Raw genomic sequence first — 24101 nt, 5'->3', positions numbered from 1 at the left:
GGTCAGACGCCCACCGAGCGCACGGTCTCGAAGGTGAGGGTGAAGTAGCGCACGCCGATGGCGTCCGACACGTGGTAGGCCGCCGTCTCGCAGCGTGCGAGCGTCTGCATCAGCGTGCCGTAGCGGCCGTCGGGGCCGGGGTCGCACAGAAGCTCCAGCGACCAGTCGTCCGGATTGGGCAATTCGTACGACAGCGCCGTGAGCCGGTCGGGCGCGCTGCCGGCCAGCTTCGCCAGGCGCTTGCGTAGCGTGTGCGTGACCCAGGCCAGTGAGCGCGGGTTGTCGCCGTCCTGCACGAGCAGATCGACCAGCGAGGCCACGTCGCGCCGCTGCTGGTAGCGGGCATGGAAGGTGATGGTGCTGTCGAACAGGCCCACCAACGCCTCGAAGCCGCTGGCCTCGTGCACGGTGCCGTGCTCGAAGCCCGCGGCCAGCGCGCTGGCCAGGAAGGCCAGCCGCTCGATGTGACGGCCGATGGACAGCAGCCGCCAGGCGTCGTCGCGCGTCATGCGGTCGGTCTGGGCACCGGTGATGGCGGCAAGTGCGGCGCTCGTGGCCTCCAGCGTGCGCAGCGTGGCGCCCACGGCATAGCGGCCTTCGCCGCTCTCGCCGGCCTGCTCCTGGAAGCGGCGCACGAGGTCGGCCTCGGCGCGCACGATGTGATTCCAGTGCTCCTGCGACAGGCGCTCGCGCACGGCCTGCGCCGCCTCGCGCAGGCAGCGCAGGTTGAAGCCCACGCTGCGGCCGTTCTGCGCCTGACCAAGTTCGGCGATCAGCGCGCGCTCGAACAGGCGCCGGCTGTGCGCGGCGCGGGCGCCTTCGTGCTGGCGTGCCAGGCCGGGCACCTCGCGCGGCACCAGGGCGTTGCGCAGGGCCATCTCATGCAGCCAGGCCACGAGCGGGCGGGAGAACTGGTCCTCGCCGCTCAGGTTCTCGAGCGTGAGCCGGGCCAGGCGCAGCGTGTTCTCGGCCCGCTCGGTGTAGCGGCCCAGCCAGTACATGTTCTCGGCCGCGCGGCTGGTGACTGGCGCGCGGTGGCGCTGCAGCGAAGCCGGCGTGCTCTGCGGCGCCAGGCGGGTGCTGCGGTCCACCTCGCCCTCGGTCTGCACCCACACGTCGGCGCTGCTGCCGCCGCGTTGCATCGAGGCGATCTGCGCATCCTGCCCGGCCAGTCGGGCCAGACCGCCGGGCAGCACGCGCCAGCTCTGCGGCCCGTCGTTGACGGCAAAGACGCGCAGCATCACCGCCTTGGGCGCGATGCGGCCGGGCCCCAGGTCCTGCGCCCAGGTGGGCATCTGGGACAGCGGGAGGTAGCTCTGCACCGTGTGGGCGTCGCTCTGGCGGATGATGCGGCCGGCCCATTCGTCCAGCGCGCGCTGGTCCAGCTGGGTGCCGAGCACGGCCTCGAAGCTGGGATGGATGGTCGAGCCCGGATAGGTCGGCTTGACGGCGCATTCGGCCAGGCGGGGCAGGGCGGCTTCCATGGCCGCGCGCTCGCCGCACCACCAGGTGGGCAGGGCCGGCAGGGCCAGTTCCTCGCCCAGCAGGCGCCGCGACAGCGCCGGCAGAAAGCCCAGCAGGGCGGGCGATTCGAGGAAGGCCGAGCCCGGCATGTTGGCGATCAGCAGGTTGCCGGCGCGGATCACCTGCAGCAGGCCGGGCACGCCCAGGGTGGAGTCGGGCCGCAGCTCCAGCGGATCGAGGAAGGGATCGTCCAGCCGCTTGATGAGGCCGTGCACCGGGCGAAGGCCCTGCAGCGTCTTGAGATACAGGCGCTCGTCGCGCACGGTGAGGTCGTTGCCCTCCACCAGCGTCACGCCCAGGTAGCGCGCGAGATAGGCGTGCTCGAAGTAGGTTTCGTTGTACGGCCCCGGCGTCAGCAGGGCGATGTGCGGCGGCGAGCCGGCCGGGCACATGCGCTGCAGGCCGTCCATCATGGCCGTGTAGGTGGCGGCCAGGCGCTGCACCTGCAGCGACTCGAAGGCCTGTGGAAACTGCCGCGACACGGCCAGCCGGTTCTCCAGCAGGTAGCCCAGACCCGAGGGCGCCTGGGTGCGCTGGGAGACGACCCACCAGTTGCCGTCCGGCCCGCGCGCCAGGTCGAAGGCGGCGATGCGCAGCCACGTGTCGCCGGGCGGCTTCACGCCGTGCATCTGGCGCAGATAGCCGGGATGGCCGCGCACCAGGGCGGCGGGCAGCAGGCCTTCCTGCAGCAGGGCCTGCGGGCCGTACACGTCGGCCATCACGCGGTCGAGGATGCGCACGCGTTGCAGCACGCCGGTCTCGATCTGCGCCCAGCTGCCGGGCGGCACGATCAGCGGGAAGAGGTCCAGCGACCAGGGCCGCTGCGGCCCGTCGGTGTCCGCATAGACGTTGTAGGTGACGCCGTTGTCGCGGATCTGGCGTTCCAGGCTCAGGGCCCGGCGCGGCAGGTCGGCGAAACCTTCGGGGCCCAGTTCCTCGAAGAATTGCGTCCAGGCCGGCGTCAGTGTGCCGGCTGCTTCGTCCGGGGGCGTGGGCGCTTCGTCGGCCTCATCGGCGACGGGCTCTGCGGTGGCCAGGGCAAGCGCGGGGGCAGCGGTGGAAGCCGGGCCGGCCGGCGGCACAGCCGGCCGCTGCGGGCTCGTGCGGCCACGCAGTTCGTCGAAGTGGCCCGGCTCCGCCGCGGGCGCCAAGGCGGCCGCGAAGGCGGCTGGTGTTTCCAGCCCCTGGGCGTCGAAGAGAGAGTCGTTCAGCGGATCCACAGCCGGCGGATTGTCACATCGGATTCACAGAGGACCGGCGGGCGCCCGAGGGCGGCCCGCTGACCGTGATCGATTGCACGACGGCCCGGCGTGGCGCAGAGCCGCGGCGCACGCCAGGGGCGGCCGCACCGGCCGCCCGCGGGCCAGGCCGCGGCCCCGGCGATCACCGCCGCAGGTCCAGCGTGAACGGGAACTCGCGGCTGCCCACCACCTCGATGTTGGCCGGCGGCGTGCGCAGCATGCCGGGCGTGTGGCCCATGCGCGAGAAGCGCGCCAGGCGCCGGCTTTCGGCCTCGTAGGCATTGACGGGGAAGGTGGTGTAGTTGCGCCCGCCCGGGTGGGCGACGTGGTACTGGCAGCCGCCCAGCGAGCGCTTCATCCAGGTGTCGACGATGTCGAAGGTCAGCGGCGCATGCGGATGGATGGTCGGGTGCAGCGACGAGGGCGGGTTCCAGGCCTTGTAGCGCACACCGGCCACGTACTCGCCGGCCACGCCGGTGGGCTGCAGCGGCAGCACCTTGCCGTTGACGGTGACGGCATAGCGGCTCTGGTTGAGGCCGGTGACGCGCACCTCCACCCGCTCCAGCGACGAATCGACATAGCGAACCGTGCCGCCGGGCGCTCCCTGTTCGCCCATCACGTGCCAGGGCTCCAGCGCGTTGCGCAGCGACAGCTCCACACCCATGGCCTGCACCTCGCCGACCAGCGGGAAGCGGAACTCGAAATGCGGCGCGAACCATTCGGCCTCGAAGGCGAAGCCGGCCTGACGCATCTCGGCGATCACGTCGTCGAAGTCCATCTTGACGAAGGTGGGCAGCAGGAAGCGGTCGTGCAGTTCGGTGCCCCATCGGGTGGCCGGCGCCTGGTAGGGCGTGTCCCAGAAGCGGGCGATGAGGGCGCGCAGCAGCAGCTGCTGCACGATGCTCATGCGGGCATGGGGCGGCATCTCGAAGGCGCGCAACTCGAGCAGGCCCAGGCGGCCGGTCGGGCCGTCGGGCGAGTAGAGCTTGTCGATGCAGAACTCGCTGCGGTGCGTGTTGCCGGTGACGTCGATCAGGATGTTGCGCAGCGTGCGGTCCACCAGCCAGGGCGGCATGCCCTGGCCGTAGAGCTCGCGGTTGCGCACGATCTCCTTGATGGCGATTTCCAACTCGTAGAGCTGGTCGTTGCGGGCCTCGTCCACGCGCGGTGCCTGGCTGGTCGGGCCGATGAACAGGCCCGAGAACAGGTACGACAGCGAGGGATGGTTGTGCCAGTACAGCACGAGGCTGGCGAGCAGCTCGGGCCGGCGCAGGAAGGGGCTGTCGGCCGGCGTCGCGCCGCCCAGCACGAAGTGGTTGCCGCCGCCGGTGCCGGTGTGGCGGCCGTCGGTCATGAACTTCTCGGCCGTCAGGCGCGTCTGGAAGGCCGCGTCGTAGAGGAACTCGGTGTGCTGCACCAGTTCGCCCCAGTTGTGCGCGGGGTGGATGTTGACCTCGATCACGCCCGGGTCGGGCGTGACCTGCAGCATCTTGAGGCGCGCATCGCGCGGCGGCGGGTAGCCTTCGAGCACGATCTGCATGCCCAGCTCCTCGGCCGTGGCTTCGACCGCGGAGAGCAGGTCGAGGTAGTCCTCCAGGAAGGCCAGGGGCGGCATGAAGACGTAGAGCACGCCCGAGGCCTGGCCCACCTTCTCGGCGGCCGGGCCGTTGGCGCGGCGCGGGTCGCGTGCTTCCACGCACAGGGCCGTGCGCGTGATCCAGTGCGCCGATTCGCCGCGGCTCGGGAAGCGGACGTTGGCGCCGTCCGCCACATGGCGCGCGCTGCCGTCGCCGGGGGCCACGTCCCCGCCGGTGGCACCGGTCGCACTCGGCGGTTGCAGGCGCACCGTGGCACTGGCGCTGCGCGGTGCGCCTTGCACATAGGCCACGTCACCGGCTGCGGCGCCCATGCCACCCTGTCCCCAGGCTTCGGCATAGCGGGCCCGCAGTTCGGCGGCCGGGGGCAGCGCGGCCTGCGGCGCATGCGGATCGCGGTCGATCAGGTAGGGGAAGTCGCCCTTGGCCGCCCAGGGCTGCGAATCCAGCGGCAGGCGGTAGCCCATGGGCGAATCGCCCGGGATCAGGTACATGCGGTCGTCGCGTAGGAACCAGGGGCCGGTCTTCCAGCCGGCACCGGCCAGGGACGGGTTGTCCGTCGCGTTGGAGGAGGGCTCCAGCGGCAGCACGTAGCCGATCACGGCGTCGAGCTTCTGCGTGAACACGCGGCGCAGGCGGGCGCGCTCCAGCTCATCATCCAGGTTGGACTCGAAGGGGTCGACGTTGACCGGCAGCCGGCGCTCGCGCCAGAGGTAGTAGTAGACGTCCTCGTAGCCGGCCTGGATGAAGCGCTCCGACAAACCCAGCTTGCCGGCCAGGGTGCGGGTGAAGCGCTCGGCGTCGGCGCTGGTGTAGTGGGCGGGCTTGCGTTCGTCGGCGAAGAGGGCGGGGTTGTGCCAGATCGGCTGGCCGTCGGCGCGCCAGAAGATCGACAGTGCCCAGCGCGGCAACTGCTCGCCTGGGTACCACTTGCCCTGGCCGAAATGCAGGAAGCCGCCGTGGCCGTATTCGGCGCGCAGGCGGTCCACCAGTTCGGTCGCATAGCCGCGCTTGGTGGGGCCGAGGGCGTCGGTGTTCCATTCGGCGGCGTCACGGTCGCTGGTGGCCACGTAGGTGGGCTCGCCGCCCATGGTCAGGCGCACGTCGCCAGCGGCCAGGCGGGCATCGACCGCCTCGCCCAGGGCCAGCACCTCGGCCCACTGGTCGTCGGTGTAGGGCTTGGTGACGCGCGGCGATTCGTAGATGCGGCTGACGACCATCTCGTGGTCGAACTCGACCTCGGCCTCGTCCACCAGGCCCTCGATGGGCGCGGCGCTCGACGGGTTGGGCGTGCAGGCCAGCGGGATGTGGCCTTCGCCGGCCAGCAGGCCGGAGGTGGCGTCCAGGCCAATCCAGCCGGCGCCGGGCAGGTAGACCTCGCACCAGGCATGCAGGTCGGTGAAGTCGACTTCAGTGCCGCTCGGGCCGTCGAGCGACTTGACGTCGGGCGTGAGCTGGATCAGGTAGCCCGACACGAAGCGCGCCGCCAGGCCCATGTGGCGCAGCAACTGCACCAGCAGCCAGCCGGAATCGCGGCAGGAGCCGCTGGCTTTCTCGAGCGTCTCTTCCGGCGTCTGCACGCCGGGCTCCATGCGGATGAGGTACTTGACGTCCTGCTGCACCTGCTGGTTGAGCTGGACCAGGAAGTCGATGGTGCGCTTCTCGCTGCGGTCGATCTTCTCGAGGTAGGCCGCCACCAGCGGCGTGGCCGGCTCCGTCACCAGGTAGGGCGCCAGTTCCTCGGCCTGCGCCTTCGAGTACTTGAAGGGCACCGTCTCCGCATGCGGCTCCAGGAAGAAGTCGAAGGGGTTGTAGACCGCCATCTCGACCACGAGGTCGACCGTCACGGTGAACTCCGTGGTCTTCTTCGGGAAGACCAGCCGTGCCTGGTAGTTGGCGAAGGGATCCTGCTGCCAGTTGATGAAGTGCTCGGCCGGCTCGACGCGCAGCGAGTACGAGATCACGTTGCTGCGGCAGTGCGGCGCGGGGCGCAGCCGCACGACCTGCGGGCCCAGTTGGACGGGCCGGTCGTACTTGTAGCGTGTGACGTGGTGGAGGGCGGCGTGGATCGACATGGGACTCGGTGGTTTGGGCTTATTCTGGTGACGGCGCGCGTGCAGCAATGACGGGCCCGAGGGCGCATGCTAGCCGAGAAGCAAGCAAGGACTGCGCCATCGGACCCCCCATGCGGCGGGCCGTTCAGGGAGAGAAACAGGCTTGAACACAGGCAGGGTGGCGGTGCGCGCAGGAGGGTGCCTGCGCGCCGTGACGGGGTCATGGCGGGGCAAGGGATGGCCGGGTCTGATGGCGGGGCTGGCCGGCGCCATCGTCGGCATCGCGCTGCAGTTGCGGCAGCCCGCGCTCTGGCCGGTCGGGCCCTATGCCGTGGCGGCGCTGGTGGGGCTGGCGGCCTGGCTGCTCTCTGGCCTCCTGCCTGTGCAGCGCCATCGCGCCGGCCTGCTGCTGGCGCTGGTGGCCGGCTTGGCGGGGGGATTCGCCCAGACGGGCTGGCGTGCCGTTGATCGCCTGGCCGGGGCGCTGGCGCCGGCCCTCGAAGGCCGCGATCTCATCCTCCAGGGGCGCGTGACGGGCATGCCGCAGCGGCGCGATGGCGGCCTGCGCTTCGAGTTCACGACCGAGGGCGAGGCGCCGCTGCCCGGTCGGCTGATCCTGTTCTGGCCGGACGCCGTCGCGTCGCCCGCGCCGTTGCATGTGGGCGAGGGTTGGCGGTTGCCGGTACGGCTGCGTGCACCGCACGGCACGCTCAATCCGCACGGTTTCGACTACGAGCTCTGGCTGTTCGAGCAGGACATCCAGGCGACCGGCTCGGTACGACCTGCGCCGGCTCCCCTGCGACTGCAGACGCCCTCGTGGTGGGAGTTGCCGCTCGAGCGTGCCCGTGAGGCCGTGCGCGACCGCATCCTCGAACGCACGGGCGGCAGCAGCGCGGGCCGGGTGGTGGCGGCGCTGGTCACCGGCGACCAGTCGGCCATCGCGCCGGCCGACTGGACCGTTTTCCGCCTGACGGGCGTCGCCCACCTGATGAGCATCTCGGGCCTGCACGTGACCATGTTCGCCTGGCTGGCGGCGGCCGTGGTCGGCTGGCTCTGGCGGCTCAGCCCGCGATTGATGCTGCGCTGGCCGGCCCAGCATGCCGGTCTGGCCGGCGGCGTGCTGCTGGCGGCCCTCTACGCGGCCTTCAGCGGCTGGGGGCTGCCTTCGCAGCGCACGGTGTGGATGCTCGCGCTGGCCGTGCTGCTGCGGCTGTCGGCCCGGCGCTGGCCCTGGCCGGTGGCATGGCTGGTGGTCTTCGCGCTGGTGGTGGCCATCGATCCGTGGGGGCTCATGCAGGCGGGCTTCTGGCTCAGCTTCGTCGCGGTCGCCGTGCTGTTCGCCACCGATGCGGGGCCGGCCGTGGGCCCGCAGGGGCGGGGTGCGGCATTGCGGCGCCTGCTGCGCGAGCAGGGCGTGGTGACCGTCGCGCTGGCGCCGTTGGGGCTGATGCTGTTCCAGCAGGTCTCGGTGGTGGGCCTGGCGGCCAACCTCCTCGCGATTCCAGCCGTCACGCTGGTCGTGACCCCGCTGGCCATGGCAGGCATCGCCGTGCCGGCCTGCTGGGATATGGCGGCACTGGCGGTGGAGGCGCTGCGCAGTGCGTTGGCCTGGGCGGCCACGCTGCCTGGCGCGACCTTCAGTGCGGCCGCACCGCCGCTGTGGGCGGCGGCCGCGGGCGTGCTCGGCGGCATGCTGCTGGTCATGCCCGGCCCCTGGCGCTGGCGGCTGCTCGGCTTGCCGCTGGCGCTGCCGGTGCTGCTGTGGAAGGCCGAGCCCGTGACGCCCGGCGACTTCGAGGTGCTGGCGGCCGACGTGGGGCAGGGCAGTGCGATCGTCGTGCGCACGGCGGGCCATGTGTTGCTGTTCGACGCAGGCCCGCGCTATGGCCCGCGCAGCGATGCCGGCGAGCGGGTGCTGGTGCCGCTGTTGCGCGCCCTGGGCCTGCGGCTGGACCGGCTCCTGCTGAGTCACCGCGACACCGACCACACCGGCGGCGCCGAGTCCGTGCGCGCCGCCCAGCCGGCGGTGGCCGACTTCGGCGCTCCTTGCGCACGCGGCCTGCGCTGGCGCTGGGAAGGCGTCGATTTCGAGGTGCTGCACCCCGCGCCCGAGGCCGCCCAGCCGCTGGCCCAGCGCAATGCCGATTCCTGCGTGCTGCGCATCGACAACGGCCGCGCCAGCGCCCTGCTGACCGGCGACGTCGAGCAGTCGCAGGAACTGCAACTCGTGCAGGAAAGGGGCGACAGTCTTCGCACCGACCTGCTGATCGTGGCCCACCACGGCAGCCGCAGCTCGTCCAGTTTGCCCTGGCTGCGTGCCGTGCGGCCACGCGTGTCCGTCGCCCAGAACGGCTGGCGCAATCCCTTCGGCCACCCGGCGCCCGAGGTGCGGGCACGCTACCTGTCCGAGGGCATCCCCTTCTTCGAATCCGCGCGCTGCGGAGCGGCCCATTGGCGCAGCACCGAGCCGGATGCCGTCCGCTGCGAGCGGGTGCAGACGGCCCGCTACTGGCACCACCGACCGCCGCCGCCCGAAGGTCAAGAATGAAAACTTTTGCGCACGGTGGGGCCGGGAGATGGCCTTGAACTTGCTAAGCTATGGCTCAAGGAGATTGGTCGTTCCATGCACAAGTTCGATGAAATGTATGAGCGGCTCCCCTACGAAGGGGCCGCGATCCGACAGCACTACCAGCGATACGACCAATGGCTTGCGAAGCAGCCCACCGAGGTGATGCGTTCGCGCCGTGAAGAGGCGGAGATGATCTTCCGCCGGGTCGGCATCACCTTTGCCGTGTACGGCGCCAAGGACGAGGATGGCTCGGGCACCGAGCGCCTCATCCCCTTCGACCTGTTGCCGCGGATCATCCCGGCCGACGAGTGGGCGTCGATGGAGAAGGGGCTGGTGCAGCGCGTGACGGCACTCAACCGCTTCATCCACGACATCTACCACGACCAGGAGATCGTCAAGGCCGGCATCGTGCCGGCCGAGCAGATCCAGGGCAACGCCCAGTTCCGCCCCGAGATGATGGGCGTGAACGTGCCCAACAACATCTATTCCAACATCTCCGGCATCGACATCGTCCGGGCGCCCGACAGCGCCGGCAAGGGCGAGTACTACGTGCTGGAAGACAACCTGCGCGTGCCCAGCGGCGTGAGCTACATGCTCGAGAACCGCAAGATGATGATGCGGCTCTTTCCGGAGCTGTTCGCGCAGAACCGCGTGGCGCCCGTCGCCCACTATCCCGACCTGCTGCTCGAGACGCTGCGCGCCAGCGCGCCGCCGGCCACGGCCGAGCCCACGGTGGTGGTGCTCACGCCCGGCATGTACAACAGCGCCTACTTCGAGCATGCCTTCCTGGCCCAGCAGATGGGCGTGGAACTGGTCGAGGGCCAGGATCTGTTCGTCAAGGACGACTTCGTCTACATGCGCACCACGCGCGGCCCGCGCCGCGTCGACGTGATCTACCGCCGCGTGGACGACGACTTCCTCGACCCCGAGGTGTTCCGCCCCAATTCGACGCTGGGCTGCGCCGGCCTGATGCGCGCCTACAAGGCGGGCAACGTGGTCATCTGCAATGCGGTGGGCACGGGCATCGCCGACGACAAGTCCATCTACCCCTACGTGCCCAAGATGGTGGAGTTCTACCTCGGCGAGCAGCCGATCCTGAAGAACGTGCCCACCTGGATGTGCCGCAACAAGGACGACCTGGACTATGTGCTCGCGCACATGGAAGACCTGGTCGTCAAGGAGGTGCACGGCGCCGGCGGCTACGGCATGCTGATCGGCCCGGCGTCGACCAAGGCCGAGATCGACGAGTTCCGCGAGGTGGTGCGGGCCAAGCCCGATGGCTACATCGCGCAGCCCACGCTGAGCCTGTCGTCCTCGCCCACCTTCGTGGACGCCGGCATCGCGCCGCGCCACATCGACCTGCGGCCCTTCGTGCTGTCGGCCAAGGAAGTGCAGATGGTGCCGGGAGGCCTCACGCGCGTGGCGCTCAAGGAAGGCTCGCTGGTCGTCAACTCCTCGCAGGGCGGCGGCACCAAGGACACCTGGGTGCTGGAGCCCGACCGCCGCTTCGCCGGCAAGAACGGTCAGAGCCAGTCGCAGACCCAGGGTGGCCAGGGGCAGTCGCAGTCCCAGAGCCAGTCGATGAACTCGTCCTCTTCCGCGGCCTGAGGCAGCACCCTTCGATTTCGAGAAAGACAAGACCCATGCTGTCCCGTACCGCCGACCACCTCTACTGGATGTCGCGCTACACCGAGCGGGCCGAGAACACGGCGCGCATGCTCGACGTCAACTACCAGACCTCCCTGCTGCCCCAGTCGGCCGAAGTGGCCCAGCTGGGCTGGCAGGGCGTGCTGTCCATCAGCGAACTGCGGCCCGCCTACTTCCAGAAGCATGACGCCATCACGCCCGAGGGCGTCATGGAGTTCATGGTCAAGGACGAGAGCAATCCGTCCTCCATCGTGTCCTGCCTCAAGGCCGCGCGCGAGAACGCCCGCGCGGTGCGGGGCGCCCTCACCACCGAGTCGTGGGAGACGCAGAACACCACCTGGCTGGACGTAGTGCGCATGCTGCGCCAGGGCGAGTTCGAGCGTGACCCGGGCCAGTTCTTCGAATGGGTGAAGTTCCGCTCGCACCTGTCGCGCGGCGTCACGCAGGGCACCATGCTGCAGGACGAGGCGTACCACTTCCTGCGCCTGGGCACCTTCCTGGAGCGGGCCGACAACACGGCCCGGCTGGTGGACGTGAAGTTCCACGCCATGAACAGCGAGTTCTTCGGCGGCGGCACCGAGGAGCACCAGGAATACGACTTCTACCACTGGAGCGCGATCCTGCGCAGCGTCTCTGCCTTCGAGGTCTACCGCAAGGTCTATCGCAACGTGATCAAGCCGGAGCGCGTGGCCGAACTGCTGATCCTGCGCGCCGACATGCCGCGCTCGCTGCATGCCAGCCTGGTGGAGGTGGTCAACAACCTGAGCAAGGTCGCCAACGACCAGAGCGCCGAGACCCTGCGCCGCGCCGGCAAGCTGCTGGCCGAACTGCAGTACGGGCGCGTGGACGAGATCCTGGCCACCGGGCTGCATGCGTATCTCACGCAATTCCTGGATCGCATCAATGAGCTGGGGATGCGCGTCAGCCAGGATTTCCTGGTTCCGACGAATTAAGGAACCCCCTCAGCCGCTTTGCGGTGGCTGCTCAGCCTGCCGTCGCTTGCCGTACGGCGTGTTCCCACCGCGCCATGGCCGCCTCGGCCTGCGTGCGGCTGAGTGTGGGCAGGAAACGGCGCTCTGCTTTCCACAGAGCTGACAGCTCTTCCGTGCCGGCGTAGACACCGCTCGACAGGCCGGCCAGGAAGGCGGCGCCCAGGGCCGTGGTTTCGACCACCGCAGGGCGGACCACCGGAATGCCCAGCAGGTCCGCCTGGAACTGCATCAGCAGGTCGTTGACGCAGGCGCCGCCGTCCACGCGCAGCTCGGCGACGGGCGTGCCGCCGGCGGCCTCGACGTCGCGGCTCATGGCGGCGAGCAGCGCGGCGCTCTGGTAGGCGATGCTCTCCAGCGCGGCGCGGGCGATGTGGGCCACGGTCGTGCCGCGCGTCAGGCCGGTGATGGTTCCGCGGGCGTCGGCGTTCCAGTAGGGCGCGCCCAGGCCGGTGAAGGCGGGCACCATCATCACGCCGCCGGCATCGGGCACGCTCTCGGCCAGGGCCTGCACCTCGGCGCTGCCCTTGATGGCCTGCAGGCCGTCGCGCAGCCACTGCACCACGGCACCGCCGACGAAGACGCTGCCTTCCATCGCGTATTGGGCGACCGCAGCCTGGGCTGTAGCCGCGCCCGGCGCGCCGCCTCCAGCGACAAGGCCGTTCTGGATTCCGGTGGCCCGCGGCGCGGCGCCACGGCCGGCAGGCGCTACCGTCAACTGAGCAGCGCTGGTCACCACCAGGCCATTGCTCGACGGCTGGAAGCGCTCGCCCGTATGCATCAGCAGGAAGCAACCGGTGCCATAGGTGTTCTTGGCCATGCCGGCGTCGAAGCAGGCCTGGCCGAAGAGGGCGGCCTGCTGGTCGCCGGCCACCCCGCCGATGGGCAGGGCGGCGCCCAGCAGCGCCGGGTCGGTCTCACCGAACAGGCTGCTGGAGGGCTGCACCTGCGGCAGCAGCGCGGCGGGGATGTCCAGCGCGGCCAGCAGTTCCTCGTCCCAGGCGTTGCGATGCACGTCGAAGAGCATGGTGCGCGAGGCGTTGGTCACGTCCGTCGCATGCACGCGGCCGCCGGTCAGCTGCCAGATGAGCCAGCTGTCCACGGTGCCGAAGGCCAGCTCGCCGGCCTCGGCCTGGGCGCGCAGGCCGGGCACTTCGTCCAGCAGCCAGCGCAGCTTGGTGGCGGAGAAGTAGGCGTCGATCACCAGACCGGTCTTGCGCTGGATCTCGGCCTGCATGCCCCTGGCGCGCAGTTCCGCGCACAGCGGCTCGGCGCGGCGGTCCTGCCAGACGATGGCGTGGTGCACGGGCTGGCCGGTGCGGCGGTTCCACAGCACGGTCGTCTCGCGCTGGTTGGTAATGCCGATGGCACGGACGTCGGCCGCCTTCAGGCCGGCCTTGGCGAGCGCGTCGCGGGCGGTGGCCAACTGGCCGCGCCAGATCTCCATCGGGTCGTGCTCCACCCAGCCCGGCTGCGGATAGATCTGCGGCAGTTCGCGCTGGGCCATGGCCACGATGCGGCCGCCGCGGTCGAACACGATGCTGCGTGAGCTGGAGGTGCCCTGGTCCAGGGCGAGCAGGTAGTCGGTGGGGGATGCCATGGTGTCGTCTCCGTTGAATGGTTGGCGCTGGGTCGCCGCCGTTCAGGCGATCTCGCAGCGCACCTGCGCTTGCGCGAGCAGGTCGGGGAAGGGCGCCGGCGGTTCGGCGTCGGTGAAGAGCCGGTCGATGGCCGTGAGCGTTGCCACCTGAACCATCGCCGGCCGATTGAACTTGCTGGCGTCGGCCGCCAGCCACACTTCCCGACCCTGGCCGATGATGGCCTGGGCCACCTTCACCTCGCGCAGGTCGTAGTCGCGCACGGTGCCGTCCTGCTCGATGCCCGAGCAGCCAACAAGGGCGATGTCCACCTTGAACTGGCGGATGAAATCCATCGTCGCCTCGCCGACGACGGCGCGGTCGCGGGCGCGCACCGTGCCGCCGGCCACGATCACTTCGCAGGCCTCGTTGCCGGCCAGGATGTGCGCCACATGCAGGTTGTTGGTGATGACGCGCAGGCCGCGGTGTTGCAGCAGTGCGCGGGCAATGGCCTCGGCCGTGGTGCCCACGTTGAGGATCAGCGAGCAGTCGTGCGGCACCTGCGCCGCCACGGCCCGCGCGATGCGGGCCTTCGCCTCGGCATGGAGCATCTGCCGCTGCGGATGGGCGATGTTCTCGATGGTGGAAACCGGCACCCGCACGCCGCCATGGAAGCGCGCCAGCAGGCCGGCGTCGGCCAGGCGCTGCACGTCGCGGCGCACCGTCTGCAGCGTCACGCCCAGTTCCTCCGCCAGCTCCTCCACGGTGGCGCTTCCGCGGGTGCGGACGGTGTCCAGCAGCTGTACTTGGCGAGGGTTGGAGTGGTTCACGCGCGTCGATCCGAAAACAAACGAAATGATAAGGGCAAAAATTTGCGGCAAAATCGCGCCAAAAGGAATCGAAATGAACGAATCCGAAAACATTCGCGCTGCCAGCTTCGAACTCGATCCCATCCAATGCGACGTGCTGGTCGTCGGTGGCGGCATCAACGGCTGCGGCATTGCGCGCGACTTGGCCGGCCGCGGCTTCAAGGTGGTGCTGTGCGAGCAGGACGATCTGGCCGCGCACACTTCCTCGGCCTCCACCAAGCTGATCCATGGCGGTCTGCGCTACCTGGAGTACTACGAGTTCTCGCTGGTGCGCAAGGCGCTGGCCGAGCGCGAGGTGCTGCTCAAGAGCGCACCGCACATCATGTGGCCGCTGCGCTTCGTGATGCCGCACGACCCGGCCATGCGGCCGGCCTGGATGATCCGCGCCGGCCTCTTCCTCTACGACCATCTGGCCAAGCGGGAAGTGCTGCCGGGTTCGCGCAGCGTCGACCTGCGCCGCCACCCGGCCGGTGCGCCGCTCAAGTCGCGCTACAAGCGCGGCTTCGTCTATTCCGATGGATGGGTGGACGACGCCCGACTGGTGGTGCTCAACGCCCTCGACGCACGGGCGCGCGGCGCGCAGATCCTCACCGGCACCCGCTGCGTGGCGGCGCGTCGCAGCGCCGAGGGCTGGACCTGCACGCTGGAGACGGCCGATCATGCCGCCCGCGCCGTGCAGGCCAAGGCGCTCGTCAACGCCGCCGGCCCCTGGGCCGAGGCATTCCTGCGCGGCGCGGCCACGCCCGCGGGCGGCGAGTCGCTGGCCAAGCGCAGCCTGCGCCTTGTGCAGGGCAGCCACATCGTCGTTCCGCGGATGTTCGAGCACGACCATGCCTACATCTTCCAGAACCCTGACCAGCGGATCATCTTCGCCATCCCCTACCAGCAGGACTTCACGCTGATCGGCACCACCGACCTGGAACTGGAAGGCCATGACCCGCGGGCCGGCCGCATCACCCCGGGCGAGATCGACTACCTGTGCGAACAGGCCAGCCGCTACTTCGAGCGTGCCGTGACGCCGGCCGACGTGGTGTGGACCTATTCCGGCGTGCGCCCGCTGCTGGACGACGCCTCGGGCGATCCCTCCGCGGTCACGCGCGACTACCTGCTGGAGCGCCACACCGAGGCCGCGCCGCTTCTGTCGGTCTGGGGCGGCAAGATCACCACCTTCCGCAAGCTGGCCGAGGATGCGGCCGATGCCGTCGGCGAGATGCTGCACGACCGGCGTCCGGCCTGGACCGAGGCCGCCCCGCTGGCCGGCGGCGACCTGGCAAGCTGGCTGCCCCCGGAGAGTCGCCGGCTGCCGCCGGATGCACAGTTCGAGCGCTTCGTGCAGGAAGTCCAGCGGCGCCATCCCTGGCTCGAGGCGGCGCTGGCGCGGCGCTGGTCGCGCGCCTACGGCACCCGCATCGCCCAGGTGCTCGGCGATGCGGCGGCCATGGCGGATCTGGGGGCCGCCGTGGCGCCCGGCGTGTTCGAGCGCGAGCTGCGCTACCTGGCCGACGAGGAATGGGCACGCACCGGCGACGATGTGCTCTGGCGCCGCTCCAAGCTTGGCCTGCACCTGGATCCGTCGCAGCGCGAGGCGGTGGACGCCTGGATGCGCCAGTTCGCCATCGGGCCCAGCCTGCGCGCAGCCCACTGAGCCCGGGCGCGCCCCTTGGCCCTCAGCCGACGGTCGAGGACTGGGCCGGCGTGCCCCAGGATGCGCCGGATTGCGCAGAGGGGCGGCTGTCGGGCCAGCGGATCAGCACCTCGGTGCCGCGGTCGACCTCGCTGCGCACCCGCAGCTCGCCACCCCCTTCGAGGGCGAACTGCCGGGCGATGGCCAGGCCCAGCCCCGTGCTGTGCGCGCGGCCCTTGCCGTTGCTGTAGCCGCGGTCGGTGCAGCGGGCGACCTCTTCTGGCGTCATGCCCACGCCCTCGTCGCGCACTGCCATCCAGACCCAGCCGGGCTGTGCGTCGCGGCCGCTGGCCAGGGTGACCGTGCCACCGGGCCGGCTGAACTTCATGGCGTTGTTGAGCAGGTTGCCCGCCACGCGCAGCAATTCGCCGCGGCCCACGGCCACCCGGCCGCCGCTGTCCAGATGGGTCTGCAGGCGCAGCCCGTCGCGGGCCGCGATGGGCTGGACCATGCGGGCGACGTCCACCAGCACGGCGTCGAGCGCAAGGGGGCCGGTGGCCGGCTCGTCGGCCGCAGGCACCGTGGCTTGCAGCTCGCGCGAGGCGAGGCCCGCCTTGGTGGGCGATGTGGGCTCGGCGGGCATCGGGGGCATGTCGGCGCCGCCGCCACGCGCCAGCCGCCGGCCGTTGAGGGCACCGACCAGCTCGCGCAGCATGTCGGTGGCATGGCCCAGGCCGGCCAGGGCGTCGGCCTCGCCGGGATGGCGCTTTCGCAGCATGGCCAGGCTCAGCTGCAGCGACAACATGGGCGTGGCCAGGTCGTGCAGCACGTTGGCCACCAGCGTCTCGCGTTCGAGCACCAGCTCGGCCTGGCGCCGCATGTCCTCCCGGGCCCCGCGCAGCGTGGCCCGCAAGGCCAGTTCACGCTCGATGGACTGGGCCATGGCCTCGAGCAGGTCGATCTCCTGCTCGCCCCAGCGCCGCGGCACCTGGTCGATGACGCACAGGCTGCCGACCACCTGCCCCTGGTGCCGCACCGGCACGCCCAGGTAGGCGGCCACGCCCAGCGTGCGTACCGTCGGCACCTCGCGCCACGGCGACTCGGCCCGGGTGTCCTCGATGGCCAGTGTCCGGCCGAGCGCATGGGTGTAGTGGCAGAAGGTGCGTCCCGCCATGGTGCGGGTGTCGGACAGCGGAGGCCCCGCACCTTCGATCGCCTTGTAGTGGTCGACCTCGGGCCCGATGGCGCCAAAGAACGAGACTGGCGAATGCGTGAGCCTGCGGACCAGGGACACCGCATGGCCGACGGCTTCGTCCACGTCGCGGTCGAGCAGGCCCAGTGCTGCGGTCAGCGCGACGCGGGCAGGTTCGCGGACGGCGAGGTCGATCTCGGATTCAGGCGGGCAGAGCGCCGCAGCCGAGGCGCCGGTGATGCGCTGGGGTCCCGCGCCGGGCGTCGGGAAGGAAAGGGCGTCAGCGCTCATGGGTGGAAAGTGGGTCCGAGGGGGCGGAGGCGGCCAGTGTCGCGCCTTTGTAGGACATTGGCGGGGGTGCCCGGCTCCGGACGGACGATGAACACCAAAGTTCGAGTGGGACAAGAGGCCGACCTGGCCAGCCGCCCGCCGCCTGCCGTGTCGGCGTGCGCTGGCGGTCAGCCCGCCACGGCGGCAGCGAGGTTGCACCGCGCCTGCGGCTCCCGTTCGGCACGGATGCCGGCCGTGAGGTAGAGCGGCTGGCGCGCCAGGAAGCCCGCCATCAACTGCCGGCGCCGCGGCTCGAACACCTCGGGCGGCACATGGGCGTATTCGGCGCGGATCTGGCGCTCGTACTCGGCGTAGCGGGCGGGCGGTGCGCCGAGGATGGCCAGGTCCACATCCAGCAGCAGCCGGGTGTCTAGGTCTTGCGGCGCCTGTGCGCCGGGCTGGCCGTGGCGCGTCGCCATCACCAGGGCATGCACGCGTCCGGCCGCTTCGGCGGGCGCGCCCGCCGTGATCAGGGCATCCCGTGCCCAATCGGCGCTGCGCGCCTCGTTGTCGCCGGCCTGCACGTCGTACACGGCGTCGTGGAACCACAGGGCCAGCGCGACCTCGGGGGGCCGTTCGGCCAGATCGCGGTGCGCGGCCAGCAGGTGCAGGCACTCGTCCAGGTGCTGCAGCGTGTGGTAGTGGCGCTGGGGCTCGACATAGCGGGTGCAGAGCTGTTCGAGCAGCCCAGCCGGTGCTCGCGTGCCGATTTCGGTCCAGGCCTGCAGCCAGCCGGCGCCATGGCGGGCAAGGAAGGTGTCGCGGTCCATGGCGGCGGCTTCTTCGCTCACTGCGCCATCGCGGCGCGGACGGCGGCGCCCAGCTCGAGCACCGCCATGGCGTAGTAGCTGCTCCAGTTGTAACGCGTGATGACGTAGAAGTTCTGCGTGCCGGCGACGTAGCTGGCCGGCGCACTCGGGCCGTTCTGCAGCTCGATCAGGGCCAGCAGGCCCCGGTGGCGCAGGCCGTCGGCGTCGAGCTGTGCGCCGCCGGCGACGAAGGCATCGGCGCTGAAGCTGGGCACGATGTCGGGCGCCAGCAGCACGGGCAGTTGGGCGCGGGCCGCATCGACGCGCACGCCGTAGGTGGCCGGCAGGCCCGGCTGCCAGCCGAAGGCCTTGAAGTAGTTGGCCACCGAGCCGATCACGTCCTGCGGATCGTTCACCAGGTCGATGCGGCCGTCGCCGTCGTAGTCCACCGCGTACTTGGCGATGCTGCTGGGCATGAACTGCGGCATGCCCATGGCGCCGGCGTAGCTGCCGACCGGCGTCGTTGGGTCGGCGTGGGTGCGGCCCTCCTGCGTCAGGAAGTTCTCCAGCTCGCCGCGGAAGAAGGCCTGGCGCTGCGCGGCGCGCGGATGGGCCTGCGGAAAGTCGAAGGCCAGCGTGGCCAGCGCATCCAGCACGCGGAAGCTGCCCATCTGGCGGCCGTAGATGGTCTCGACGCCGACGATGCCCACGATGATGTCCGCGGGCACCCCGAAATCGCGCTCGGCGCGGGCCAGGGTGGCGGCGTTGTCGCGCCAGAAGCGCACGCCGGCGCCGATGCGGATCGGCTCGACGAAGCGGCTGCGGTAGGCGGCCCAGTTCTTGGTGCCACTGCCGGCCGGTGCGGGCAGCATCAACCGCGGCACGTTGGGCAGCAGGCGGGCCTGGCCGAGCGTGGCGCGGACCCAGGCGGGGTCCAGGCTCTGGCGGGCAGCGATCTCGTCGGCAAAGGCCATGGCATCGGCGCGGCCGGCATAGGCCTCGCCGACGGCAGCGGTGCGCTTGGCGGCCTGCTTGCCGCCCTGCTTGGCGGAGCGGGCAGCGTCGCCGCGCCTGGACGTGGCGCCGGCATCGAGGGCCGGCAGGGCCAGCGACGCGCACAGCGCGAGCGGCAGGAACGGGAAGGAGCGCATCCGGCCGATTGTGCCGAAGGGTGCGCGCATCGCTCACCCTGGCCAGCGCAGGCGCCGGAAGTCGCGCCGTAACGCGGCCAGGTCGTCGGCCGGATCGCGTGCGTAGCGCTGGGCCTCCAGCCGCAGCAGCCAGTCGCGCGTCGGTGTGGCGGCCTCGCCGAAACGCGCGGCGAGCAGCTCCGCCATGCGCCGCGGCGGACTGTCGGGCGGCACGCTCACGCCGGCCCGGGCGAGCCGGGCACGCGCCCGGGCCAGCAGCCGCAGCCACGGGTCGGTGCGTCGACGCTCGCGCCAGGCCCAGGCTGCGCCGCCCAGGCTGGCCGCTATCAGCGCAAAAAGCAGCACGCGCGCCAGATCGGCGGGGTCGGGGCTGTCCATGCCCAGGGCCTTGAGCAGGTCCAGCTGCCGGGTCTGCGTGTAGTTCAGCACCCGCTGGTTCCAGGCGTTGTTGACCGCCTCCCACAGCGCGCGGGCGTGCTGCATCAGCGTCGGGCTCATGGCGCCGATGGCCCCGGCGAAGAAGCCGGGCAGGGGCACCAGGCGCTGGAACTGGCCCACGCGGCCCGGCGACACGGCCGCCGTCGGGTCCACGCGCCACCAGCCCTTGTCTTCCTCCCACACCTCGGCCCACGCATGGGCGTCGCTGTTGCGCAGCGTCCAGTACCCATCCACCGGGTTGATCTCGCCGCCCTGGAAGCCGGTGACGATGCGCGCCGGCACGCCCGCAGCCCGCATCAGGATCACGAAGGACGAGGCGATGTGCTCGCAGAAGCCGGCCTTGCGGTCGAACCAGAACTCGTCGGCCGTCTGTGCACCATAGACGCCGGGCTCCAGCGTGTAGACGTAGCCACCCGTGCGCAGCCGCTGCAGCACGGCGTCGACCAGCGCGGTCGTGCTGCCGCCGGCCTGGGCCTGCAACTGGCGGGCGAGCTCGGCTGTGCGCGGATTGCTGCCGGGCGGCAGCGCCAGGTAGAAGCCGGGCAGGCCGGCTCGGCGCACCGGGCCGCTCGTGAAATCCAACTGGCTTTGGCCGCGGTAGCGCAGCAGGTCGCCGATGGGGCGGTTGGTGCTCCACTGCAGGTCGCCGCCCTGGAGCGCGCGCAGGCCGTCGGGCAGGGCGGGCGCCGTGCGCATGGCGTCCAGGGCCAGTAGCCAGGGGCGGTTGCTGGGCTCCAGCGTGATCTCGTAGCCAACTGGCTCGCCGCGGCTGCGCAGCTGGGGCAGGCCGCGCTCCCAGGGCTCGGGCGATGTCCATTCGACGCCATCGAAGCGCGACAGCACCGGCCCGCGGAAGTACAGCGCGGTGCGAGTGGGCGGGGCGTCGCCGTCGAAGCGCACGCGCGCGGCGATGCCGTCGTCCAGCGCCAGCTGCGCGATGGTGCCCACGCGCATGGTGGCCGAAAGGCCGCTGCGGCCGGTCATGCCCTCGTTGGGCGTGCCCCACAGCGGCGCCAGCCGCGGGAAGAAAAGGAACAAGGCCAGCATGACGGGCGCGCCGGCCAGGGTCATGAAGGCCGCGATGCGCGCGGACTGCGCGAGCGGCGGCCGGCCAACCGGCATGTGGGCATTGACGAGCGCAGTGAGCAGCCCCATCAGCGCCAACAGCATCAGCGCCGCCGTCAGCAGCGACTGCGACTGGAAGAAGCTGGTGAGCATCACGAAGAAGCTCAGGAAGAACACCACGAAGGCGTCGCGCCGGGCGCGCAGTTCCAGCGTCTTGAGCGCCAGCAGTACCACCACCAGCGTGACGCCGGCCTCGCGACCGATCAGCGTGCGGTAGCTCAGCCAGGTGGCCGCCAGCGCGAGCAGCAACATGCCCACGCGCCAGCGCCACCCCGGCAGCGGCGCAGAGCGCCAGGCCAGCAGCCCGCGCCCCACCAGCACGGCGCCGGCCAGGACGCTGGTCCACAGGGGCAGCGTTGGCACCTGCGGCAGCAGCACCACCGCGATGACGGCCAGCAGGAAGAGCGTGTCGCGCGCGTCGCGCGGCAGGCCGGCGGCGCGCGCGCGAAGGCGCGGGGACAGGGCGGTCATGGCGGCATCACGGGGCAAGGGCCAGGGCTTCGAGGCAGGCACGTCGGTGGGCTTCGCCACGCGACGGCCCCAGGCTGCGCCCGCCGATGCGCAGGCCGTAGTCGAGCTCCAGCCGGTCGGCCTGCAGCACCCAGGCAGTCAGGCGGGACAGCCGCGCCTCGGCATCGGGCAGGCCGGTGGCGGCGGCATCCAGCCAAAGCGAATGGCGCGAGGACTGCTGGCTGTCGCGGCTGACCAGTTCCTCGGAGCCGGCCGCCTGCGCGCGGGCCACGCGCTTCCACACCAGCTGGCGCAGCGGGTCGCCACGCTGGTAGACGCGCACCCCTTCGAAGCCGCTGCCGCCGGCCTGGCGCCGGGCCGGGCTGGTGTTGTCCGCATCGGCGGGGCCGGTGGGCAGCGGCGGCGCACCCACCTCGGCGGCAGGCCAGACCAGCAGTTGCGCCGCCGGGCGCCAGACGGTCCAGACGCGGAAGGCGCCCATCGGAAAGCGCGTCTCGGCCGTGAGCATGGGCACGGCATGCAGGCCGCGGCGTGGCGGCAGGAAGCCGATGTCCACCGGGGTCTCGCCCTGCGCGGGCACATCCGTCCACGACCAATGCCCGCTGCCTCGCACGGCCAGCCCGATGCCGAAGCGCGTGCGCCGGCCCGTGTTGTGCAGCACCACCCGCAGCACGGCCGCCGTGCCCGCATGGCCGGGCACGGGCGGCAGCAGGTGCATCTGCAGGCCGCGCAGCGTGCCGTGGCCCACATGCATGCCCGCCACCGCGCAGCCAGCGATGAGGAAGGTCAGCAGGTAGCCCAGGTTGAGCTGGTAGTTGATCGAGGCCACCAGAAGCACCAGCAGCGTGGCGGCCAGCAGCAGCCCGGCGCGGGTCGGCAGGATGTACACCTGCCTTTGCGTGAGCGTGACCTGGTCGCTGGGCGCCCGGCGCGCGAGCAGCCAGGTCTCCATGCGCTGGCGCAGGGGGAGGTCCATGGACGGTCGGCGCCCGGGTCAGGGCAGGGGCACGGCCGCCATCATGGCGCGCACCTGCTCGACGGCGCCGCGCCCCGCATCGCCGACCGGGTTGAGCCGGTGGGCGATGGTCTGCGGCAGCACGGCCTGGATGTCGTCGGGCGCCACATAGTCGCGCCCGGCCAGCAGCGCCTGCGCCTTGGCGGCCCGCAGCACCGCGATGCCGGCACGCGGCGACAGCCCCTGCAAAAACCAGCGGCCGGAGCGCGTGGCCTCGATCAGGTCCTGCAGATAGGCCAGCAGTGCGGGCGCGGCATGCACCTGCAGCACGCGCTGCTGGATCGCCCGCAGCTCGCCCGCGGTCAGCAACGCGGGCAGCGTGCCCAGCATCTGGCGGCGGTCGGCGCCGGAGAGCAGATCCAGCTCGGCCGCGCGGTCCGGATAGCCCAGCGAGATGCGCATCAGGAAGCGGTCGAGCTGCGATTCCGGCAACGCGAAGGTGCCCAGCTGGTCCAGCGGGTTCTGCGTGGCGATGACGAAGAAGGGTTCGGGCAGCGGCCGCGTCTGGCCTTCGATGGTGACCTGCTTCTCCTCCATGGCTTCGAGCAGCGCGCTCTGGGTCTTGGGACTGGCGCGGTTGATCTCGTCGGCCAGCAGCACCTGCGCGAACACCGGCCCGGGATGGAACACGAAGCCCTGCTGCCCCCGGTCGTAGATGGAAACGCCCGACAGGTCGCCGGGCATCAGGTCGGCGGTGAACTGCACGCGCGAGAACTGCAGCCCGAAGGTGTGGGCCAGCGCGTGCGCCAGCGTGGTCTTGCCCACACCCGGCACGTCCTCGATCAGCAGGTGCCCGCCCGCCAGCAGGCAGGCCACGCCGTCGCGCACCTGGGCGGCCTTGCCGACGATCACCGTGTTAAGCTGATTCAGCAAGGCGGCGAGCTTGGCGGCCACGTCCATTTTGGTATCCATCCGCAGAAGATAGCGCATGCGCCCCGGCCGGCCGCCGCCTGGGGCCATGCACGAGAACACGAGACATGGGCAACACCGGCTACTACACGCACCGCGATTTCTGGAAGCACGAAATGGGTCGCGGCCACCCGGAATGTCCCGAGCGCCTGGACGCGATCGAGGACCGCCTGCTCGTCACCGGCGTGGCCGACGCGCTGGAGCGCCACGACGACGACATTCCCCTGGCCACGCTGGCCCAGATCACCCGGGCCCACAGCGCAGAGCACATGGAGCGGCTCGAAGCCCTGGCCCAGCGCCTGGTGGCCGATGCGCCCGCCGGCGGCCCTGACCATGCCCCCGTCGACCCCGACACATCGCTCTGCCGTGGCACGTTGCTGGCGGCACGCCGCGCGGCCGGTGCCGCCATCGCGGCCACCAACGCAGTGATGGGCGGGCAGTTGCAGAACGCCTTCTGCGCCGTGCGCCCGCCGGGCCATCATGCCTGCCGTGAGCAGGCCATGGGCTTCTGCTTCCTGAACAACGTGGCCATCGCCGCCAGGCATGCGCTGGACGAGCATGGAATCTCGCGTGTGGCGGTGGTGGACTTCGACGTGCACCACGGCAACGGCACCGAGGACATCCTCGCCGGTGATCCGCGCGTGCTGATGGTGGGCATCTTCCAGCACCCCTTCTACCCGTTCAGCGGCACCGACCATCCGGCCGACAACATGGTCAATGTGCCCATCCCGGCCTACACCCGCGGCATGGACGTGCGCGAGATGATCGAGGCTGTATGGATGCCGCGGCTGGAGGCCTTCCGGCCCGAGCTGCTCATCGTCAGTGCCGGCTTCGACGCCCACCGCGAGGACGAACTGGGCCAACTGGGCCTCAACGAGAACGACTACATCTGGATCACCAGCCGCATCCGCGAAGTGGCCGACCGCCATGCCAAGGGCCGCATCGTCTCGATGCTCGAAGGCGGCTACAACCTCGACGCGCTGGCGCGCAGCGTCGAGGCGCACGTGCGGGTGCTGGCCGACCTCTGAGCCC

General features: G+C 71.1%; 15 protein-coding genes. 5 read left to right on the top strand and 10 right to left on the bottom strand.

What is annotated here, in order from left to right:
- Nucleotides 1–2: 2 nt before the first annotated feature.
- Together ABIC63_RS20345 and ABIC63_RS20340 are read right to left on the bottom strand one after the other, a co-directional pair.
- The gene (locus ABIC63_RS20345) at nt 3–2744 is read right to left on the bottom strand and encodes a circularly permuted type 2 ATP-grasp protein (protein ID WP_354321121.1); all 2742 of its coding nucleotides are present in this window, start codon (nt 2742–2744) and stop codon (nt 3–5) included.
- Nucleotides 2745–2907: 163 nt separating this feature from the next.
- Nucleotides 2908–6435 (bottom strand): transglutaminase family protein, encoded by a 3528-nt coding sequence (locus ABIC63_RS20340; protein ID WP_354321120.1) that lies wholly within the window; start codon nt 6433–6435, stop codon nt 2908–2910.
- A gap of 229 nt (nt 6436–6664) precedes the next feature.
- Here ABIC63_RS20340 and ABIC63_RS20335 point away from each other — a divergent pair, with 229 nt between their 5' ends.
- From ABIC63_RS20335 to ABIC63_RS20325, 3 genes are all read left to right on the top strand, one after another.
- Nucleotides 6665–8962 carry a DNA internalization-related competence protein ComEC/Rec2 gene (locus ABIC63_RS20335; RefSeq protein WP_354321119.1) on the top strand — a complete coding sequence of 766 codons (2298 nt, stop codon included), beginning with the start codon at nt 6665–6667 and terminating at the stop codon, nt 8960–8962.
- 75 nt (nt 8963–9037) lie between these two features.
- Nucleotides 9038–10591, top strand: coding sequence for a circularly permuted type 2 ATP-grasp protein (locus tag ABIC63_RS20330; RefSeq protein ID WP_354321118.1), 1554 nt, complete (start codon nt 9038–9040; stop codon nt 10589–10591).
- A gap of 35 nt (nt 10592–10626) precedes the next feature.
- Complete coding sequence (locus tag ABIC63_RS20325) at nt 10627–11583, top strand: alpha-E domain-containing protein (protein WP_017761237.1); 957 nt, start codon at nt 10627–10629, stop codon at nt 11581–11583.
- 31 nt (nt 11584–11614) lie between these two features.
- Here ABIC63_RS20325 and glpK read toward each other — a convergent pair whose 3' ends face one another.
- Nucleotides 11615–13219: a glycerol kinase GlpK gene (glpK, locus tag ABIC63_RS20320; RefSeq protein ID WP_354321117.1), complete on the bottom strand. Its 1605-nt coding sequence runs from the start codon at nt 13217–13219 to the stop codon at nt 11615–11617.
- Nucleotides 13220–13261: 42 nt separating this feature from the next.
- Nucleotides 13262–14026, bottom strand: coding sequence for a DeoR/GlpR family DNA-binding transcription regulator (locus ABIC63_RS20315; RefSeq protein WP_294370199.1), 765 nt, complete (start codon nt 14024–14026; stop codon nt 13262–13264).
- Between the two features lie 73 nt (nt 14027–14099).
- Between ABIC63_RS20315 and glpD the strand changes: the two genes are divergently transcribed.
- Complete coding sequence (glpD, locus tag ABIC63_RS20310; protein ID WP_354321116.1) at nt 14100–15710, top strand: glycerol-3-phosphate dehydrogenase; 1611 nt, start codon at nt 14100–14102, stop codon at nt 15708–15710.
- 22 nt (nt 15711–15732) lie between these two features.
- On the opposite strand, the gene ABIC63_RS20305 is transcribed toward glpD, so the two are convergent.
- The 6 genes from ABIC63_RS20305 to ABIC63_RS20280 all read right to left on the bottom strand — a co-directional run bounded on the left by ABIC63_RS20305 (nt 15733) and on the right by ABIC63_RS20280 (nt 23060).
- A complete protein-coding gene (locus ABIC63_RS20305; protein ID WP_354321115.1) occupies nt 15733–17172 on the bottom strand; it encodes a sensor histidine kinase in 1440 nt (479 codons plus the stop codon).
- Between the two features lie 167 nt (nt 17173–17339).
- Entirely contained in the window at nt 17340–17981 is a 642-nt protein-coding gene (locus tag ABIC63_RS20300; RefSeq protein ID WP_354321114.1) for an HD domain-containing protein, read from the bottom strand.
- A gap of 17 nt (nt 17982–17998) precedes the next feature.
- Nucleotides 17999–19111 (bottom strand): lytic murein transglycosylase B, encoded by a 1113-nt coding sequence (gene mltB / locus ABIC63_RS20295; RefSeq protein WP_502935895.1) that lies wholly within the window; start codon nt 19109–19111, stop codon nt 17999–18001.
- Between the two features lie 33 nt (nt 19112–19144).
- Nucleotides 19145–21145, bottom strand: a complete 2001-nt coding sequence (locus ABIC63_RS20290) for a transglutaminase TgpA family protein (RefSeq protein ID WP_354321113.1) — start codon at nt 21143–21145, stop codon at nt 19145–19147.
- Between the two features lie 7 nt (nt 21146–21152).
- A complete protein-coding gene (locus tag ABIC63_RS20285; protein WP_354321112.1) occupies nt 21153–22121 on the bottom strand; it encodes a DUF58 domain-containing protein in 969 nt (322 codons plus the stop codon).
- A gap of 18 nt (nt 22122–22139) precedes the next feature.
- The gene (locus tag ABIC63_RS20280; protein WP_354321148.1) at nt 22140–23060 is read right to left on the bottom strand and encodes an AAA family ATPase; all 921 of its coding nucleotides are present in this window, start codon (nt 23058–23060) and stop codon (nt 22140–22142) included.
- Between the two features lie 77 nt (nt 23061–23137).
- Here ABIC63_RS20280 and ABIC63_RS20275 point away from each other — a divergent pair, with 77 nt between their 5' ends.
- The gene (locus ABIC63_RS20275; RefSeq protein WP_354321111.1) at nt 23138–24097 is read left to right on the top strand and encodes a histone deacetylase family protein; all 960 of its coding nucleotides are present in this window, start codon (nt 23138–23140) and stop codon (nt 24095–24097) included.
- The last annotated feature ends 4 nt before the right edge of the window (nt 24098–24101 follow it).

Origin of the sequence: Pseudacidovorax sp. 1753 (genome assembly GCF_040544975.1) — a bacterium.
In the GTDB taxonomy this organism is placed as follows: domain Bacteria; phylum Pseudomonadota; class Gammaproteobacteria; order Burkholderiales; family Burkholderiaceae_C; genus Xenophilus.
This window is presented reverse-complemented; position numbering and strand designations above follow the sequence as displayed.

What these genes read in the sequence shown, in the direction of transcription:
- ABIC63_RS20330 (WP_354321118.1), top strand. Translation starts at nt 9,038, where the DNA reads ATGCACAAGTTCGATGAAATGTATGAGCGGCTCCCCTACGAAGGGGCC.
- glpD (WP_354321116.1), top strand. Translation starts at nt 14,100, where the DNA reads ATGAACGAATCCGAAAACATTCGCGCTGCCAGCTTCGAACTCGATCCC.
- ABIC63_RS20290 (WP_354321113.1), bottom strand. Translation starts at nt 21,145, where the DNA reads ATGACCGCCCTGTCCCCGCGCCTTCGCGCGCGCGCCGCCGGCCTGCCG.
- ABIC63_RS20305 (WP_354321115.1), bottom strand. Translation starts at nt 17,172, where the DNA reads ATGAGCGCTGACGCCCTTTCCTTCCCGACGCCCGGCGCGGGACCCCAG.
- ABIC63_RS20275 (WP_354321111.1), top strand. Translation starts at nt 23,138, where the DNA reads ATGGGCAACACCGGCTACTACACGCACCGCGATTTCTGGAAGCACGAA.
- ABIC63_RS20280 (WP_354321148.1), bottom strand. Translation starts at nt 23,060, where the DNA reads ATGGACGTGGCCGCCAAGCTCGCCGCCTTGCTGAATCAGCTTAACACG.
- ABIC63_RS20340 (WP_354321120.1), bottom strand. Translation starts at nt 6,435, where the DNA reads ATGTCGATCCACGCCGCCCTCCACCACGTCACACGCTACAAGTACGAC.
- glpK (WP_354321117.1), bottom strand. Translation starts at nt 13,219, where the DNA reads ATGGCATCCCCCACCGACTACCTGCTCGCCCTGGACCAGGGCACCTCC.
- ABIC63_RS20335 (WP_354321119.1), top strand. Translation starts at nt 6,665, where the DNA reads ATGGCGGGGCTGGCCGGCGCCATCGTCGGCATCGCGCTGCAGTTGCGG.
- ABIC63_RS20285 (WP_354321112.1), bottom strand. Translation starts at nt 22,121, where the DNA reads ATGGACCTCCCCCTGCGCCAGCGCATGGAGACCTGGCTGCTCGCGCGC.
- ABIC63_RS20325 (WP_017761237.1), top strand. Translation starts at nt 10,627, where the DNA reads ATGCTGTCCCGTACCGCCGACCACCTCTACTGGATGTCGCGCTACACC.
- mltB (WP_502935895.1), bottom strand. Translation starts at nt 19,111, where the DNA reads ATGCGCTCCTTCCCGTTCCTGCCGCTCGCGCTGTGCGCGTCGCTGGCC.
- ABIC63_RS20300 (WP_354321114.1), bottom strand. Translation starts at nt 17,981, where the DNA reads ATGGACCGCGACACCTTCCTTGCCCGCCATGGCGCCGGCTGGCTGCAG.